The sequence below is a fragment of the Staphylococcus equorum genome, from assembly GCF_029024965.1.
Taxonomy (GTDB): domain Bacteria; phylum Bacillota; class Bacilli; order Staphylococcales; family Staphylococcaceae; genus Staphylococcus; species Staphylococcus equorum.
Genome location: NZ_CP118982.1, coordinates 412624 through 430061, shown reverse-complemented (window position 1 = coordinate 430061; position 17438 = coordinate 412624). Strand labels below are relative to the sequence as shown.

At 33.1% G+C, this 17438-nt stretch carries 14 protein-coding genes, 1 pseudogene and 1 riboswitch; of the genes and pseudogenes, 9 read left to right on the top strand and 6 right to left on the bottom strand.

Going from position 1 to position 17438, the window contains the following annotated elements:
• Positions 1-39 precede the first annotated feature (39 nt).
• A pseudogene (locus tag PYW44_RS01930) lies at positions 40-1237 on the bottom strand (DUF819 family protein).
• Positions 1238-1398: 161 nt separating this feature from the next.
• Here PYW44_RS01930 and PYW44_RS01925 point away from each other — a divergent pair.
• The 6 genes from PYW44_RS01925 (at position 1399) to PYW44_RS01900 (ending at position 6702) form a co-directional block, all read left to right on the top strand.
• On the top strand, positions 1399-2820 hold the full coding sequence (locus tag PYW44_RS01925; RefSeq protein WP_065367501.1) for an SLC13 family permease: 1422 nt from the start codon (positions 1399-1401) through the stop codon (positions 2818-2820).
• Positions 2821-2954: 134 nt separating this feature from the next.
• Positions 2955-3161 (top strand): hypothetical protein, encoded by a 207-nt coding sequence (locus tag PYW44_RS01920; protein ID WP_002506625.1) that lies wholly within the window; start codon positions 2955-2957, stop codon positions 3159-3161.
• A 304-nt stretch (positions 3162-3465) separates the two neighbouring features.
• Complete coding sequence (locus tag PYW44_RS01915; protein WP_021339745.1) at positions 3466-3720, top strand: lactococcin 972 family bacteriocin; 255 nt, start codon at positions 3466-3468, stop codon at positions 3718-3720.
• Between the two features lie 83 nt (positions 3721-3803).
• The gene (locus PYW44_RS01910) at positions 3804-5756 is read left to right on the top strand and encodes a DUF1430 domain-containing protein (protein WP_065367503.1); all 1953 of its coding nucleotides are present in this window, start codon (positions 3804-3806) and stop codon (positions 5754-5756) included.
• Positions 5756-6067, top strand: a complete 312-nt coding sequence (locus PYW44_RS01905) for a YxeA family protein (RefSeq protein WP_064783407.1) — start codon at positions 5756-5758, stop codon at positions 6065-6067. Before PYW44_RS01910 ends, PYW44_RS01905 begins: the two co-directional genes overlap by 1 nt.
• A gap of 5 nt (positions 6068-6072) precedes the next feature.
• Positions 6073-6702: an ATP-binding cassette domain-containing protein gene (locus PYW44_RS01900; protein ID WP_107510926.1), complete on the top strand. Its 630-nt coding sequence runs from the start codon at positions 6073-6075 to the stop codon at positions 6700-6702.
• A gap of 102 nt (positions 6703-6804) precedes the next feature.
• Here the strand turns inward: PYW44_RS01900 and PYW44_RS01895 are convergent, their stop codons facing one another.
• The 3 genes from PYW44_RS01895 to PYW44_RS01885 form a co-directional block, all read right to left on the bottom strand.
• Positions 6805-7674, bottom strand: a complete 870-nt coding sequence (locus tag PYW44_RS01895; RefSeq protein ID WP_021339749.1) for an SDR family oxidoreductase — start codon at positions 7672-7674, stop codon at positions 6805-6807.
• A gap of 170 nt (positions 7675-7844) precedes the next feature.
• Complete coding sequence (locus PYW44_RS01890; RefSeq protein WP_115075945.1) at positions 7845-9734, bottom strand: FtsX-like permease family protein; 1890 nt, start codon at positions 9732-9734, stop codon at positions 7845-7847.
• The gene (locus PYW44_RS01885; RefSeq protein ID WP_021339751.1) at positions 9724-10485 is read right to left on the bottom strand and encodes an ABC transporter ATP-binding protein; all 762 of its coding nucleotides are present in this window, start codon (positions 10483-10485) and stop codon (positions 9724-9726) included. Before PYW44_RS01885 ends, PYW44_RS01890 begins: the two co-directional genes overlap by 11 nt.
• Before the next feature lie 208 nt (positions 10486-10693).
• Between PYW44_RS01885 and PYW44_RS01880 the strand changes: the two genes are divergently transcribed.
• The 3 genes from PYW44_RS01880 to copZ all read left to right on the top strand — a co-directional run bounded on the left by PYW44_RS01880 (position 10694) and on the right by copZ (position 14973).
• Positions 10694-12145, top strand: a complete 1452-nt coding sequence (locus PYW44_RS01880; protein WP_002506621.1) for a SulP family inorganic anion transporter — start codon at positions 10694-10696, stop codon at positions 12143-12145.
• Between the two features lie 180 nt (positions 12146-12325).
• Positions 12326-14710: a heavy metal translocating P-type ATPase gene (locus tag PYW44_RS01875; protein WP_021339752.1), complete on the top strand. Its 2385-nt coding sequence runs from the start codon at positions 12326-12328 to the stop codon at positions 14708-14710.
• Between the two features lie 56 nt (positions 14711-14766).
• The gene (copZ, locus tag PYW44_RS01870; protein WP_002506619.1) at positions 14767-14973 is read left to right on the top strand and encodes a copper chaperone CopZ; all 207 of its coding nucleotides are present in this window, start codon (positions 14767-14769) and stop codon (positions 14971-14973) included.
• Positions 14974-15067: 94 nt separating this feature from the next.
• Here copZ and PYW44_RS01865 read toward each other — a convergent pair whose 3' ends face one another.
• Positions 15068-16072 carry a D-lactate dehydrogenase gene (locus PYW44_RS01865; protein WP_065367506.1) on the bottom strand — a complete coding sequence of 335 codons (1005 nt, stop codon included), beginning with the start codon at positions 16070-16072 and terminating at the stop codon, positions 15068-15070.
• Between the two features lie 20 nt (positions 16073-16092).
• Positions 16093-17250 carry an aminotransferase class I/II-fold pyridoxal phosphate-dependent enzyme gene (locus PYW44_RS01860; RefSeq protein WP_021339754.1) on the bottom strand — a complete coding sequence of 386 codons (1158 nt, stop codon included), beginning with the start codon at positions 17248-17250 and terminating at the stop codon, positions 16093-16095.
• Between the two features lie 63 nt (positions 17251-17313).
• Positions 17314-17422: riboswitch (SAM riboswitch) on the bottom strand.
• Positions 17423-17438 lie beyond the last annotated feature (16 nt).

Sequence of the window (17438 nt, the reverse complement as noted above, 5' to 3'; positions counted from 1 at the left end):
CCGTCAAATATACATACATATTCTAACACCTTTTACAATTTATCCTAGATGAATAAATAATTGATACATCATTGTTCCAGCATAATTTCCTATTACATAACCTAATGTACCAATAATAAGTATCGGGCCCACTAAACCTGACCAGCCTTTTCCAATAGCTAATGCTGCTGCAGTAGTAGGCCCTCCCGCAGTTGCATTACTTGCTAACAATATTTCTTCAATTTTAAATTTAAAGAGCTTACCTAAAATAAGACTTAAACCTAAATTGAAAATCAAAATAATAATGACAAAAACAAATAACAACGGTGCAGTTGTAATAATTGTAGCAAATGAAGCCGGCGTGCCAATGACTACAAAGAATATATAAATAAGGAAAGTGCCAATTTCTGATGCACCTGCTAACTTCTCAAAGAAATCTCCCCAGATAGCAACAACTATTAATGTCAGTGTTGTTAACAATAAATAAGAATCACCAAAGAAAGATACAATGATTGTTAATATGAGATTACTTTTAGGTACCCATAGTTGTATCAATTCTGCTATTTTGAAACTAATCGCTACAAGTGCAATGGCACTTGCCATTGAAAATGCAATATCTAATAATTGAATTTTTTTTGGTTGCCAAAATGACTGTTGTGTCTCAGGTGTCGTTTCGGCTTTATAATTAGTAGTAAAATTTTTTTTTTATCCAAGGCATTGATGGAATGGCTATAAGTAATATAAAATACAGTGCCATAACACTGTTATCAGCAACTACTGTCGAAGAAACCATGTCTCCAGGTGTTTGGAATTTAGAACTTAAAGCTGCAAAATTCACGCCACCACCAATATAGCTTCCAGTCATCATGGCGCCTATTTTAGACAGGTAAGGTATCCATTGATTTAAAGTAAGAAATGCGACCACTGTACCTATCATTGTCCCTACCGAAGCAATCATAAAAATGAATAATAATCGTCTACTTTCTTTCCATATCTTTAAAATGTTTGAACTAAATAATAATAATGGAATAGAAAGTGGCACGATAAAATCCCATACCGTATCATACACCGGTGAACTCGTTGGTATCACTTTAAAGTTTGATAAGAGCATTGCCCCCACTAGCGCTATAATAGCTCCCGAAATTGTACTTGCCCACTTGTATCGCTGTTCTAGGAATAAACTTATTGTTGCCCAAACTATAATAATTGCCCATAACATCCACGTGTCATCTTTAGCTATAAGTGCACCTAATACCATGAACATTCCCCCTTTGTAATAAATTTTTATTCTAAGATATTAAATACAGTTTACCAGTATTTTTCATTAATTTTTATAATTTTCTGAAAAATACATTGTTTTGCTCTTTTTAAATTGATATTCTTGCAACTATAGACAATAACAAGGGGGGATTTTTGCAAATGAAAGAAAAAATCGGTTTAATCTTAGGGCCATCACTCTTCATCATTTTTTATTTTATACCCAGTATTACAGGTTTAGCGGATGAACCACGTGCTGTTCTTGCAGTCACACTTTTTGTGGCTACATGGTGGATTACAGAAGCAATTCCTATACCTGCTACGTCACTCATTCCATTGATATTACTACCTTTGAGTGGCGGGACAAATGAACAAGTAGCTGCGAGTGCTTATGCTGATCCAATCGTCTTTATGTATATGGGCGGCTTTATTATCGCACTGGCCATTGAAAAATGGAATTTACATAAACGCATTGCTATGACCATCATTTCTTTGATGGGTTCAAATAGTAATCGTATTATTTTAGGTACGATGATTGCAACTGCATTTATTTCAATGTGGATTTCAAATGCAGCAACCGCACTTATGATGTTGCCAATTGCATTAGCATTAATAAAAGAAATTAAAGATGCACAATTCCTCAAACCAGAATCAGCCCACAAATTCGGGAAAGCATTATTATTAACTGTCGCTTATTCAGCATCTATCGGTGGCTTAGCAACGCTTATTGGTTCAGTACCAAATGCGGTTTTCGCAGCCATCGCTTCTTCTAGTTTAAATAGAGAAGTGTCCTTTGCACAATGGATGTTATTTGCCTTACCGTTGACAATTATTTTGTTAATCATTTTATACTTGTTAATGACAAAATGGTTATTTAAAATTGAAGACTCCGATAAAATATCTTCAGATTTTGCAAAGAAAGCTTTACATGATTTAGGTCCGATGAGTTTAGAAGAAAAGTTAACAGGTATTGTCTTCCTTTTCGTTAGTATCTTGTGGATTGGTGGCGGTCTCTTGCCTGCTTCTTTAAATTTATCAGATACAGTTATCGCAATGTTAGGTGCTGTATTGCTCTTCCTTATTCCTGCAAAATCTTCTAACGGTGCATTACTCGTATGGAATGATATGAGTAGACTACCATGGGGTATATTGCTATTATTCGGCGGTGGCTTATCCTTAGCTGCTGCATTTGAAGATTCAGGACTGACAAAATGGTTTGGTGGCATGCTAGGTTTCGTCGAACCACTACCATTAATCCTTGTCGTTATCGTATTATCGACGTCTATTTTATTCTTAACAGAAGTGATGTCTAATACGGCAGTTTCCAATATGTTAATGCCAATCAGTATTGGTTTAGCCGCAGCAATTAGCCAAGATCCATTTATTATTATGGGAATTGTCGCAGTATCCTCAACGTGTGCATTTATGTTGCCAATTTCAACACCACCAAATGCTGCGGTATTTAGTTCTGATGAATTAGAAATGCAAGATATGGTTAAAGCTGGATTTATTTTAAACATGTGTGCAATTGTGGTAATATCACTATTCGTATATTTATGGTTACCTATTGTATTTGGTTTATAAAAAGAAAGTTCTTAATAGTTTGTATCGTTAGGATACAACTAAGGTATGATATAATTTCGATACTAGGGACGCATGTCACAAAGTACAAAACGGTATAGAATAAGAGTATAAACTTATAGAAGGAGTCATTTATTATGAAGACAATCATTAAAGGGGCTATTGCAGTATTACTGATATTAGGCGTAGTTAAAACATTCCAGGACCATGACGTGCAAGCAGAAGCAGTTAATTATTATAACCAAGCTAAAAATGGTGAACTACTTCAAAGTATAGAAAGTGTGAATTTCGATTCATTAAAGCACTTACAATTCGATGATCTTATCCCTTCTGATTTCTTTTAAAGTTTATCAACTTTCTTCTAGATAATTACAGAATAAACGTCATCTGATATGCTAGGTGTCAACCTTGTCTCAATTTCGTATCGATACTGTAATTGTCGTACCTTATTAACATAGATTTCAACAAATAGGTTTGCCAAGACAACCTTCAGACAAATAAATTACGAGCATCTCCTAATATTTAAAGGAGATGCTCTTTTTTATGAAAAAATATAAATTTTTAAAGGGTAAGTGAAAAAAATCATAATGAGATATTTTAATGAAAATTATATAATAATATAAATTAATACCAAAGGAGGCTATGCAAATGAAAAAGACTATTATAAGTGTTTTATTGTATTTAGCAATAGTATTAGGCTCTGGAACAATAGCAAATGCAGCAACTATCTATGCTCAAGGTGGAATTTGGAATTATGGAGTAGGAAGCAAATATGTTTGGTCATATTACAGTAATAATTATAAAGCACATGGCTCTACAGCAGTGGGTAAATATAAATCCTATAGTGGAAAACGAGAGCAGGTATCCAAGCTAGAGCATCTGCCCCAAAATCATTCTTCGTAAATAGAACATATTACAACGTTTACTAATAATAGCTGGGAAATGAATACAATTTGTATTCATTTCCTTAATTGATGAGGTACTGTATGAAAATAATAAAATTAACCTTAGATATCATAACGCTTGGCATCATTACTATATTAGTCCTAGTGTTCACATTAAGAGAAGAGCAAGAATTATTACCTGGTAGTCATACCATATTAAACATTTCTGCTTGGGATTATAGTCACAATAAGCAAGAAATTTATGAAACAATTGAATCGATTTCCCAAAAAGAAAATATCACAATCTATAAATCTATCTCAAATACAAATCAAAATACAGACAAATATATATACTCGTTTAACGAAGAAAAACCAAAATTTCAAAATCATATTAGGTATAAATATATCAACTACGACACCCTTCTGAGTAAAGATGTCCGAGGGAATTATTTTGTAATGGGAGATTCATTTGATTCTCATAATATTAAACAACTACTACAGAAAAAAGGTGTAGAATCAGAAATAGTTAGTTTAAATAAATTCGTTTTATTTTTATCTGTCATAAATGATAAGGGGCTCCTATTCCCTATGACTTCAATATTAATACTTCATGTTTTTTATTTTTTACAAATAGCCAATATAAAATTTAAAGAATATGGTATTAAAAAATTACATGGTTATTCAATTTCAAAAATAATATCTGAAGATATGCTTAAGAAATGTTTATACTACACTTCCTTATTAAGTGTCTTTTTAATTTCTATAATAATTTTGTCACTAGTATTGGACATTTCAGACAATAATTTTATTTTTATAGTGCGTGTTTTCTTAGGTGTAATCATTTTATTCAGTATACTTTTTCTAATTTCACTTTGCTCTTATACACTATTTATAAAAACAGATATACCATTAATTATCAAAGGCAAAAAACCCTACACTTTATTACGAATGATAACTGTATCGTTCAAGATAATTATTCTATTTGTCTTAGTAATTTTGTTAGTACAAAATTTAAGTTCATATCATGAATTGAAAAAGATTAAAGAAACTGAAAAATACTGGACAAAGTTAGATGATTATTACGTCATTGAAGTTGCACCACTTAAGTACACTCATTCAGAAGAAAATGATATATCCAAAAAATTTCATAAATTAATCTCAAATACTGAAGCACAACGTGAATCATTACTTATTAGACACAATAATTTATATCATCCCCAACCTACGAATTACACGCCTGAAAATGGTAACGTTATTTTTTTAAATAGCAATTTCATAGATTTTTATAATAGTGCATTTAAAACACAATTTGAACTGTCCGATTCTAAAAATACAATAGACTTATTATTACCACCTAAAGCGCATATCTTTCAACAAGCAATTAAAAAAGATTTCAAAGATTGGATTAACTTTCAACGGGATAATGATAATCAAATTAAAGAAATTAACATGAAACAAACAAATGACAACTTTGAAATATATACTTTTGATACCAGATCTAGTTTAAAAAATAACTTTAGTAAAAATCCTCTAGTTGTATTAATAGATACAACAGACCTAGGAAATAACTTTTATTATTCATCGGTCACACAAGGTAGTTACTTGTTTAAAGATTATGAAAATACCAATAAATATTTGAAGGAATATGGATTAGAAGATGTTGTAAGTGGTGTTACAAATTATAAAGACATAGTATTGAAGGATTTTGAAGATCTTAATCTTAAAATCCTTATTGTATCTATTTCAATACTTTTGTCTTTTATCACATTGGTTTTAACAATAATTTTTGATATCCAACAATACTTTGAAAAAAATATGAAATTTTTAATGATAAGAAAAATACATGGTTTCAATTTAATTAAAAATAATAGTAAATACTTACTATTGAGTAATGGATTAGTCATTTTAGTTGGCGTTATATCTATAACAGTTATGAAGAATAGTGCAATCCTCCTTTTATTTATCTTTATTATAATTATTCAAATTTTAATACAAAGTATATATATAAATAAGTTAGAAAAAAATAACTTAATTAACTTAAAGGAGCTAGAATAATGAGTAAAAAATTAATTATCGTTATTACTGTTATCATACTACTTGCTGTTACTACATTTTTAACAAATGATAACTTTGATAGATTTAATCCCTTTCTACAAGAAGAAAAATCGTATGCCATAGTTAAACAACACACACAGCAATATAACGATGTCACAGCGTATTCCAAGAATGGGGAAAAACTGAACTATAAATTAACATTCGGTGGTTATGATCCAAGTAAAAAGTTTGTAGAAATCATTCATAAAGGTACATATGTGAAAGAAATACACTATATTGAGAAACAAGAACTCCCCAAAAATATCAGGTGATGATAATGATAAAAATACAAGGATTAACGATTACAAAAGAAGGAAATACTATATTTAAAAATTTAAATTACTCATTTAAAAATGGTAACTCGTATGCATTAATGGGGTATAGCGGTTCCGGTAAATCTACATTATTAAATAGTATTGCTGGATTTGAAAAAATAGATTCAGGTAATATATATCTTAATGGAAAAAAATTAATTGCTGATAACCATTTCTATAAAACACAATTAGGTTATCTATTTCAAAACTATGGATTAATAGACAATTTGTCAGTTGATGAAAATTTAGACATTGGACTAGCGTTCCAAAAACAGTCGAAGGCAGAAAAACGAAAACGTAAAAATATATTATTAACAGAATTAAATGTAAATGTTGATTTAAAGCGTAAAATATCAACATTAAGCGGTGGAGAACAACAACGCATCGCTTTAAACAGATTATTGTTAAAAAACCCTAATATTATACTAGCCGATGAACCAACAGGATCATTAGATAGAACAAATGGAGAAAAAATCCTAGATAAGTTATTAGCATGTTTAAATGACAATAAAATTATCATAATAGCAACACATGACACTGACGTTGCTAAAAAGTGCAATGTTGTAGTAAACATGGAAGATTTAAATTGTTAGTTCTTCAACAATCTCGATTCATTTTAAAGATAGACAAAAGCAGCAAGACCCTTTTCAATAGGAGTCTCGCTGCTTTATTTTTCTTAATACTCATCTATAAATTTATGATGTCATATAATCTCCACCATTGACGTGGATAACTTGGCCTGTAATATACGAACTATCTGCGTACGTTGCTAAAAATACATAAGATGGTGCCAGCTCAGCTGGTTGCCCTCTACGTTCCATTGGTGTATCAGAACCTTGATTTTCAACTTTGTCTTCTGTGAATGTTGCTGGAATTAACGGTGTATAAATTGGTCCAGGTGCCACTGCATTGACACGAATACCTTTCCCAATCAACGTAGTTGCTAATGAGCGTGTGAATGCAACAATCGCTCCTTTTGTTGCTGAATAATCTATAAGATGTCCCGAACCTCTATAAGCTGTCACACTCGTGGTATTAACAATCGCATCGCCATCACTTAAGTGTGGTACTGCAGCTTGAGATAAAAACATCATTCCAAAAATATTCGTTTCGAATGTTTCTTTTACTTGTTCTGGTGTGATATCTTCAAAATTATCTTTTGGAAATTGAACGCCACCATTATTAACTAATATATTGAGTCCACCAAAATCATTTACGACTTTTTCAATTAAATCTTGTGATGATGCAACATCTTTCAAATCATGTGCATAGGCTTTTGCTTTTACACCTAAAGATTCCAAACGATTTACTACCGCTTCAGCATCTTCATGTTCATCATAATATCCAATCGCGACATCTGCGCCTTCTTTAGCATATAGTGTTGCCACTGAACGCCCAATACCTGAATCTCCGCCGGTAATCAAAGCAACTTTCCCTTTCAATTTTCCACCACTTTTATAATCTTTCATTTCTGAAAGTGGCTGTGGATTCATATCTTTTTCAATTCCTGGTTGTCTATCTTGTGTATAACCTTTAATTTGTTTATGAAATTCAGTTAAGTTCATTTGTATACCTCCATTTTTACGCCTATTACTTGCTAGATACCACTTCAGAACACATACAAACATTTTGAATTTTTAATTAGTTTTGAGCAATATAAAATGAATACATTGACAACACACTATAACAGTGCCGCTATAGTGTGTTGACTGAGCTTTAAGATTATTAATTGGATTTAGATAGAATGTTTAATGATTCTACTTGAATGGATAAATGACATAACTGCAAATATGCAATAAACAATTGAATATGCACCCATAACAATATAGACAGGTAACATATTTGTAGTACTGAGGATTAACATAAATGCTTTAGCTGCAAAATATGCATGTAATAATGACACTACTAGTGGCAGTCCAAAATTAAACATTACTTTAAGCCCTAACCCTTTGAGCATATCACTATGTGTGTATCCAATTTTGCGTAATATACGGAAACTTGGTATCTCATCTTCTGTTTCATCCATCTGTTTAATATAAATAATACAACCTGACGCAACTAAAAATGCTAGCCCTAAGAATGATGTAACAAATAATAATATACCCGCAGAGTCATTCAATTCTTGACGTACTAATTTTTGAGGGTAGATATCAGAATGAACCGAATGGGCCATTTTATTAGCTTCTTCCCAATTATTTTGATTTTTTAAATCATAACCATATTGAGTACGTGTTTCCTCACCTTGTGGTTTCAAGTGATTATATTGCTGTTCACTTATGAGTAATACAGGTGAAGCAAAGCTGACATCGTTTTTAAAATTCACTTCTTTTTTAGCATCAATCACTTTAAATGTGTCCACTGGTTTAGTATCAAATTGAATTTTTGTATTTAAATTGAATTTCATTATACTTGCGGATGAAGCCATATTTATCATTTTCGCTTTATGATCCGTAATATCCTTATCATTAAAATATTTATTACTTGTTATAAACATTTTATCAGTTTCACCAAAATTACTACTGTAATCATAAAAATTCTCTTTAGTTACTTTTAATTCAGTAACTTCTTTATATACTTTGTTATAACCTATATCCTTTTGTTTCAATTTATCTTCAAATTGTTGGGCTTGCTTATTTTCCAAGAAATTAAAATCTTGTGGTGAGGATTGCTTCACTGTATCGTCAATCGTTGACTTACTGATTGCACCAAAGCACAGTACGGTTACAGTAACAGCAGATATCGTCGCTATTATTGTGAGTGACAATGCATTTTTCTTCATTCTGTGCATGATTGAAGACGTAAATACAACATCTGTTATAGAAACATTACCATTTTTTGAACGCTTCAATGTTTTAAAAATCAGCGACACTGAACTTCTAAAGAATAGATATGCACCTATAATAGTTAAAAATAAAATGGCGAATGGCGCGTACATTAATTGCTCGGCGAATTTGCCAAACAGTTCAGTAGACATATAATAGCCAAAAGCAATCATGGCTATGCCTAAAATGCCTGAGATAACTTCAATAACGGTCATCTTAGATTGGGTTGCTTCAGATTTTGTACTATCATTCATCAATGATAATATACTGCGCTTACGTAAAAAGATGAAGCTTTGTGCCATAATCAATAGGAAAGACACGATAATTAATAAAATTGTTTGTATAACAGCAGGAAATTGGAACGTTAATGATACACTCGTGTCTATAGTTAATACCTTGAGTACAATCATTAAGAGAATTTTCGAACCAAAGACACCAATAATTATGCCCATAAACCCTGTTATTAAAAACATTGCAGCTTGTTCAATTAATAATATGCGCATAATATTTTTTCGAGTTAAACCTATTAATTGATATAAAGCAAATTCACGTGTCCGTCGTTTTATAAATAATTGATTTGCGTACATTAGAAATACGAGTATAATCGCAAATAAGAAATATGATCCTACTTCAGAACCCTTTCTAATAATAGACATTGAATTTACATTGTTTATACTCTCTGTATACTTTAATGTTACGAAACTAAAATATAATACAATACTGACAATCAATGAAAATATATACATCGCATAATGCCGTATGTTTTGTCTGAAGTTCTTAATTACGATCTGATTAAAACTCATTTGCTACACCACCCAAAGCAGTTTGCATATGAATGATATTTTTGTAAAACGCTTGATTCGAGTCATCACCTTGGTAAATTTCAGAATGGACGCTGCCATCTTTCAACATAATGACACGATTAGAATAACTTGCTGCCACTGGATCATGTGTCACCATTACAATCGTTGCATCTATGCTTTCATTCAAATCTTCAAGCCTGTTTAGAAGATCTTGTGCACTTTTTGAATCTAATGCGCCAGTAGGTTCATCAGCAAAAATAATAGCAGGTTTATGTACCGAAGCGCGTGCTGCTGCAGTACGTTGTTGTTGCCCTCCAGAAATTTCATTAGGATATTTATGACCCAGTTCATGAATACCTAGCGCTTTTGTTACTTCATTATAATTATTTTCTTTTTCTGTTTTAGACATTTTTTGAATTGATAAAGGAAGCATGATATTTTCTTTTACCGTTAATGTGTGTAATACACTATAGTTTTGAAAAATAAAACCTATCTCTTTTTTACGAAAATCTGCTAACGCCTTGTTACTCATGTTATTTATTTTGTTACCGTTAATTTCAACTGTGCCACTCGTTATATAATCAATAGAACTTAAGACGTTTAAAAGTGTTGTTTTACCAGAACCTGAAGGCCCCATTATGGTAACAAATTCACCCTTTTCAATTGAAAAATCTATCCCCTTTAATACTTCTTGTTGCTGATGTCTGTTACCGTACTTTTTTGTTAGTCCTTCTACTTTTAATATCGACATGTTTGTTCACTCCTCGTCATCTTTTTCTCTATATAACTATCATAGCTAATTAATTTTTTCTTTTCGTTTGATATAACTAACAAAAAGCTATTTTTAAATGACAACTTTGTCACTTATATGAAATTTAGTTGCTTCTATTTTTCTAAATCTACACTTCTGTCATATGATATAATAGTCTAATTGAATTTTAAATAAGGAGTACAAGAAGATGTTAAATAAACTTAAACGAGAATGGCTCACTGCTCCGGGCACCAATATCGTAGCTGGTATCCTTGTGGCGCTTGCACTCATTCCTGAAGCCCTCTCATTCTCTATCATTGCCGGTGTAGATCCTATGGTCGGTCTATACTCTTCATTTATTATAGCAGTTGTTATTTCTTTCGTTGGTGGTAGACCAGCAATGATTTCAGCAGCTACAGGTTCTGTTGCCTTAGTCATTGTGCCATTAGTAAAGGACCATGGCGTTCAATATTTACTGGCAGCAACAATTTTAATGGGTATTATACAAATTATATTTGGTGTGTTAAAGGTAGGACGTTTAATGAAGTTCATCCCAAACTCTGTCATGATTGGTTTCGTCAACGCTTTAGCCATTCTTATTTTCATGACACAAATCAAGCATATATTTGGTATATCAATACCTACATATTTATTTGTTATTACTACACTACTAATTATTTACTTATTGCCACGCGTATTCAACAAAATTCCCGCGCCACTTATCGCAATTGTTGTACTTACTATTGTCTACTTAGCGACTGGCGCAAAAGTCGAAACTGTTGGTGATTTAGGTCAAATCACACGTTCATTGCCACAATTTTTCATTCCTGATGTGCCATTTAACTTAGAAACATTACAAATTATTTTGCCTTATTCTTTATCTATGGCGATTGTTGGACTTGTAGAAAGTTTATTGACTGCACGTATCGTAGACCAAGCAACTGATACGTATAGTAGTAAAAATAGAGAATCACGTGGACAAGGTATTGCCAACTTTATTACAGGGTTCTTTGGTGCTATGGGTGGCTGTGCTATGATTGGTCAATCCGTAATTAATGTACGCTCTGGTGCAACAACACGTCTTTCTACTTTTACAGCTGGTGTATTTTTGATTGTTTTAATTATCGTGTTTGGGGATTGGGTCGTTCAAATTCCTATGCCTATATTAGCTGGTATCATGATTATGGTATCTGTAGGAACGTTTGATTGGCATTCATTCCAATTTATGAAAAAAGCACCACGAACTGATGCGTTAGTCATGGTACTCACTGTAGCTATTGTACTATTCACGAGTAATCTTGCCTTAGGTGTTATCGTTGGTGTCATTGTAAGTGCCCTTTGTTTTGCTACAAAAATTTCAAATGTTACTGTAGATTACGAAGAAGTCGATGAGACAATTCACTACAAAATCAAAGGCCAAATTTTCTTTGTCTCTATAGATTCTATGATGAATCAACTTGATTTGGAATTACGCAATAAAATAATTTACTTAGATTTTAGTCAAGCTCACTTATGGGACGATTCCGCAGTGAATGCGATTGATACTTTAATAGAAAACTATCATAAGAAAAAAAACACAATTTATGTACAACACCTCAATAAAGACAGTCGTAAAATTGTTTCAGAATTAAGTAAAGTAAACAAACAACATCTTTTATAAAATATGAATCTATGAGATTGAAATATCGGTAAGTTTTTAAAACTACACCCTTATTTCAATCTCTTTTTTCAAACGTAAAAATTGACTTTTATACCTAGTGGGGGTATATTAAAAATATAGAAATTAAAAAACGACTCTGTCACCAATATTTAGTTACATGTATGAAAGGAGGTTCACTTCATGGCTGAAAAGAAAAAAACGACTTTAGGTATCACCGGTATGACTTGTGCCGCGTGTGCAAATCGTATAGAGAAAAACTTAAATAAAATTAATGATGTAGATGCCACTGTAAACGTTACAACTGAAAAAGCAACGGTTGCTTACAATCCTGAATCGACAACGATTGATGACCTTACGCACTCCATTGAAAAAACAGGTTATGGCGTCTTAACTGAAAAAGCAGAACTCGATGTTATAGGCATGACTTGTGCCGCATGTTCGAATAGGATTGAAAAAGTATTAAACCGTGACGCTGGTGTTGAACATGCTAATGTCAATTTAACTACTGAAAATGCAACGATTGCTTATAATCCAGAAATGACTTCTATTGATGATTTGATTAAAAAAATTCAAAAAATAGGTTATGATGCAAAACCAAAACAAGCAGCCAGTGAGAAAAGTTCGCAAAAAGAACAAGAGTTAAAACACAAACGCAATAAACTTATTATTTCAGCAATTTTAGCAGCACCCTTATTGCTTACAATGTTTGTACACCTTTTCGGTATGCAAATTCCTCATATCTTTATGAATCCATGGTTTCAATTTGCATTAGCAACACCTGTTCAGTTTATAATCGGTTGGCAATTTTATGTAGGTGCCTATAAAAATTTACGCAATGGTTCTGCCAACATGGATGTGCTTGTCGCCTTAGGTACAAGTGCCGCATACTTCTATAGTTTATACGAAATGATAAAATGGCTAAACCTTACAAATTATACACCGCATCTATATTTTGAAACGAGTGCAGTACTAATCACATTGATTCTTTTTGGAAAGTATTTAGAAACGCGCGCAAAAACACAAACTACAAATGCTTTAAGTGAATTGCTCAACCTTCAAGCAAAAGAAGCACGCGTGTTACGTAATCAAGAAGAACTTATGATTCCATTAAACGAGGTTGTCCAAGGCGATCACCTTATCATTAAACCTGGTGAGAAAATACCTGTAGACGGTAAAGTCATTAAAGGAACCACTTCTATAGACGAATCTATGTTAACTGGTGAATCTATACCAATTGAGAAAGTTCAAAATGATAACGTCATCGGTTCCACAATGAATAAAAATGGGTCTATTACAGTAGAAGCAACTAAAGTTGGCAAAGACACAGCGCTCGCTTCAATTATTAAAGTTGTAGAAGAAGCACAAGGATCTAAAGCACCTATTCAACGTCTTGCTGATATTATTTCTGGCTATTTTGTACCGATTGTAGTTGGCATTGCTTTACTCACATTTATTGTATGGATTACACTCGTACAAACAGGACAATTCGAACCAGCATTAGTTGCTGCAATCGCAGTACTCGTCATCGCCTGCCCTTGTGCACTTGGGTTAGCTACGCCTACTTCTATTATGGTAGGTACTGGAAAAGCTGCCGAAAACGGTATTCTTTTTAAAGGTGGCGAACATATTGAACGTACACACCAAGTCAATACTGTTGTATTAGATAAGACAGGTACAATTACAAATGGTAAACCCGTAGTCACTGATTTTGATGGTGATGATAAAGTGTTACAACTACTCGCAAGTGCAGAAAAAGGTTCTGAACATCCTTTAGCTGAATCTATTGTGAACTACGCTAAAAAGAATCACATTCCATTTTTAGAAGTAGCACATTTCGAAGCGATACCAGGTCACGGTATAAAAGCGACAATTGATGGTAAATCATTATGTGTTGGTAATCGCAAATTTATGATAGAAGAAAACATTGCAATAAACAGTGCTGAAACACAATTATCACGTTTTGAACAAGATGGAAAAACAGCGATGATGATTGCCATAGATAGCGAATTAAAAGGAACAATCGCTGTTGCAGACACTGTTAAAGCTTCAACAAGTGAAGCAATTCAGCAACTTCATGATTTAGATATTGAAGTCGTGATGCTCACTGGAGATAACGAACGTACTGCACAAGCTATTGCAAAGCAGGTAGGCATCGACACAGTAATCGCCGAGGTATTACCTGAAGAAAAAGCCTCAAAAATTGTAGAGCTACAAGATCAAGGCAAGACAGTAGCCATGGTTGGTGATGGTGTCAATGATGCGCCAGCACTTGTACAAGCAGACATTGGTATAGCAATTGGTAGCGGTACAGAAGTTGCTATCGAAGCTGCTGACGTTACAATTCTTGGCGGCGATTTATTATTAATTCCGAAAGCCATGAAAGCTAGTAAATCAACAATACGCAATATTCGTCAAAACTTATTTTGGGCATTTGGTTACAATGTAGCTGGTATACCGATTGCCGCATTAGGGTTACTCGCACCATGGGTTGCCGGCGCTGCAATGGCGTTAAGCTCTGTGAGTGTCGTCACTAATGCATTGAGACTTAAACGCATGAAATTATAATTCATTTTTGAAATAATCATGATAGAGACATTCATTATTTTAAGGAGGTGATTTGTATGACTGCAGAAACAATTAAAGTAGAAGGCATGAGTTGTGATCACTGTAAACAAGCAGTAGAGTCAGCACTTACTAACCTTGATGGTGTTACAACAGCAGATGTTAACCTTGAAGAAAATAACGTTAAAGTAGATTATGATGACAGCAAAGTCGAAATGTCTCATATGAAAGAAGCAATTGAAGACCAAGGTTATGATGTAAAATAAATGAATAGCACACAAATATAGTGGACGCCTCATCTCTGATGCGCCCACTTTTTTTTATTGTTTATATTAATTTTAATACTGAGTTAAAAACCCTTTATAATGTATTAACACGGAGGGCTGTATCACCAGTGTTCAATACTTCTAATGTTGCATTTAGTGCATCCACAATTAAATTTTCAACTGCTGCATCTGTATAAAATGCAATATGAGGAGACAGTATAACATCTTGTCGTTCAATTAATTGAGTTAAAATATCATCTTTAAGTTCAGTGCCTCTTTGATCACTAGGAATCAATCCTTTCTCACCCTCATAAGTATCAAGCGCTGCACCTTTTAACGTTCCATTATCCAAAGCTTCTATAAGTGCACTTGTCTTTACAATAGAACCACGCGCACAGTTGATAAACACAGCGCCCTTCTTAAATGCTTTGAATAAATCTTCGTCAAATAAATAGTCATTTTCTTTACTACCTGGAATATGTACAGTGACAATGTCTGCATCTTTTACAACTTCAGTCACACTATCTTTATAAGTTAAATATGTTTGGCATTGTTCATTCGGTTCAATATCATATGCCACAACTTCCGCGTCAAACCCTCGAGCAAAAATTTTTCCTACAATAGAACCAATGCGTCCCGTACCGATTACAGCGACTTTTAAATCTCTGATAGAACGTGATAATATCGCTGGTTGCCATCTGAAATCATAAGTTGCTGTTTTTTGTTGAATATCATTATAATTACGAATTAAATTAAGTGCTTGAGAAACTGTATACTCTGCAATTGAATGTGGCGAATACGAAGGTACATTTGAAATAATCAAGTTATATTTTTGAGCTAAATCCAAATCATAACTATCAAAACCTGCACTACGTTGTGCAATTTGTTTAATGCCAAAATCATGTAATTTTTTATATACTGTTTCATCTAATGGAATTTGCTGTGATAAAGATAAACCATCAAATCCTTCTACTCGATCTACTGTGTCTAAAGTAAGTAAATCTTTATCTAAATCAACCTCTACTTTGTATTTTGTTGCCCATGCTTCTATGTAGGGAATATCTTCTTCACGCACGCCAAAAAGTTTGATTTTTGTCATCTAAATTCACTCCTATTTTATTATTGATAAAGATATTTAAGCGATTGAATACGTTCTGCTGCTTCCAACAATGCTTGATCATCAAGTGCCAATGAAATACGTACATAGTTACGCCCATGTTCACCAAAAGGTATGCCAGGTGCAACAAGAATAGATTGCTCTTGTAATAAATAGTCAACAAACGTTTCACCATCGTATTCGGGCGGTGTTTTCAACCACAAGAAAATGCCACCTTTCATCGGTTCAAATGGTATATCCACTTCATTAAGTTTTGCTTCAAATTGATTTCTACGTTTTTTAAAAGTTTCATTTTGTTCTTCTAAAAAATCATCATAATGATTCAATGCATAAGTAGCTGCATCTTGTAACGCACCAAACATACCAGCGTGTGTATGTGATTGGTATTTCTTTAAGGCTTGTATTATATCTTTATTCCCTACTGCAAATCCCACTCTAAATCCTGACATGTTGTAACCTTTAGATAAGGAAAAAATTTCTACTCCCAAATCTTTCGCACCTTCAGATTGCAACATACTGGGATTCTTACCATCAAAACCAAATGCACTATATGCAAAATCATGAACAATTTTAGTTTTCGTATTTTTAAATTTTGCAACAGCTTCATCAAATACAGCCTTTGTAGCCACTGAGCCAGTTGGATTATTAGGATAAGTTAAATAAACTAGACGTGTATTAGCTAGCACTTTTTTATCTACTTTATCCCATTCAGGTAAATAATATGGTGGTTTAAGTACCAATCGCTCAGGTTGTGCATCAGCCAACATCACCCCTGCCAAATAGTCTGTATAACCAGGATCCGGTAGCAATACATTTTCTCCAGGATTAACGATACATGTTGGAAGCGCTACTAAACCATTCTTCGTTCCATATAAAATACAAACTTCATCTTCTATATCTAATTCTACTTGGTACTGCCTTTCATAAAAATCTACAATTGCTTGTTTCAAGCTATCTTTACCATGAAATGCTACATACTTCTGATTCTCAGGAAGACGTATCGCATCAGCGAAACAATTAATAATACCTTTTGGCGTTTCGCCATCAGGGATACCGACTGCCATATTGATTAATGGTAAAGGCCCATGTTCAACCTTTTGCCCCATTGTTTTACCAAAGTAACTATCAGGAATTTGTGCTAATCTATCTGAAATTGACATTAAAAAGTCCTCCTATATAAAAAAACTATATACCCAATGAAGTGGCATATAGTTTTCACATGTCACCTATCTATCAAGTCATGTCACTTGTTGGAAGTAGCACAGTACTTACGACATAAGTCTGCTGCTGAAGTCTCATAGGGCCAAATCCCTCAACTTCTCTGGATAAGTTTTCATTTATTTAATTA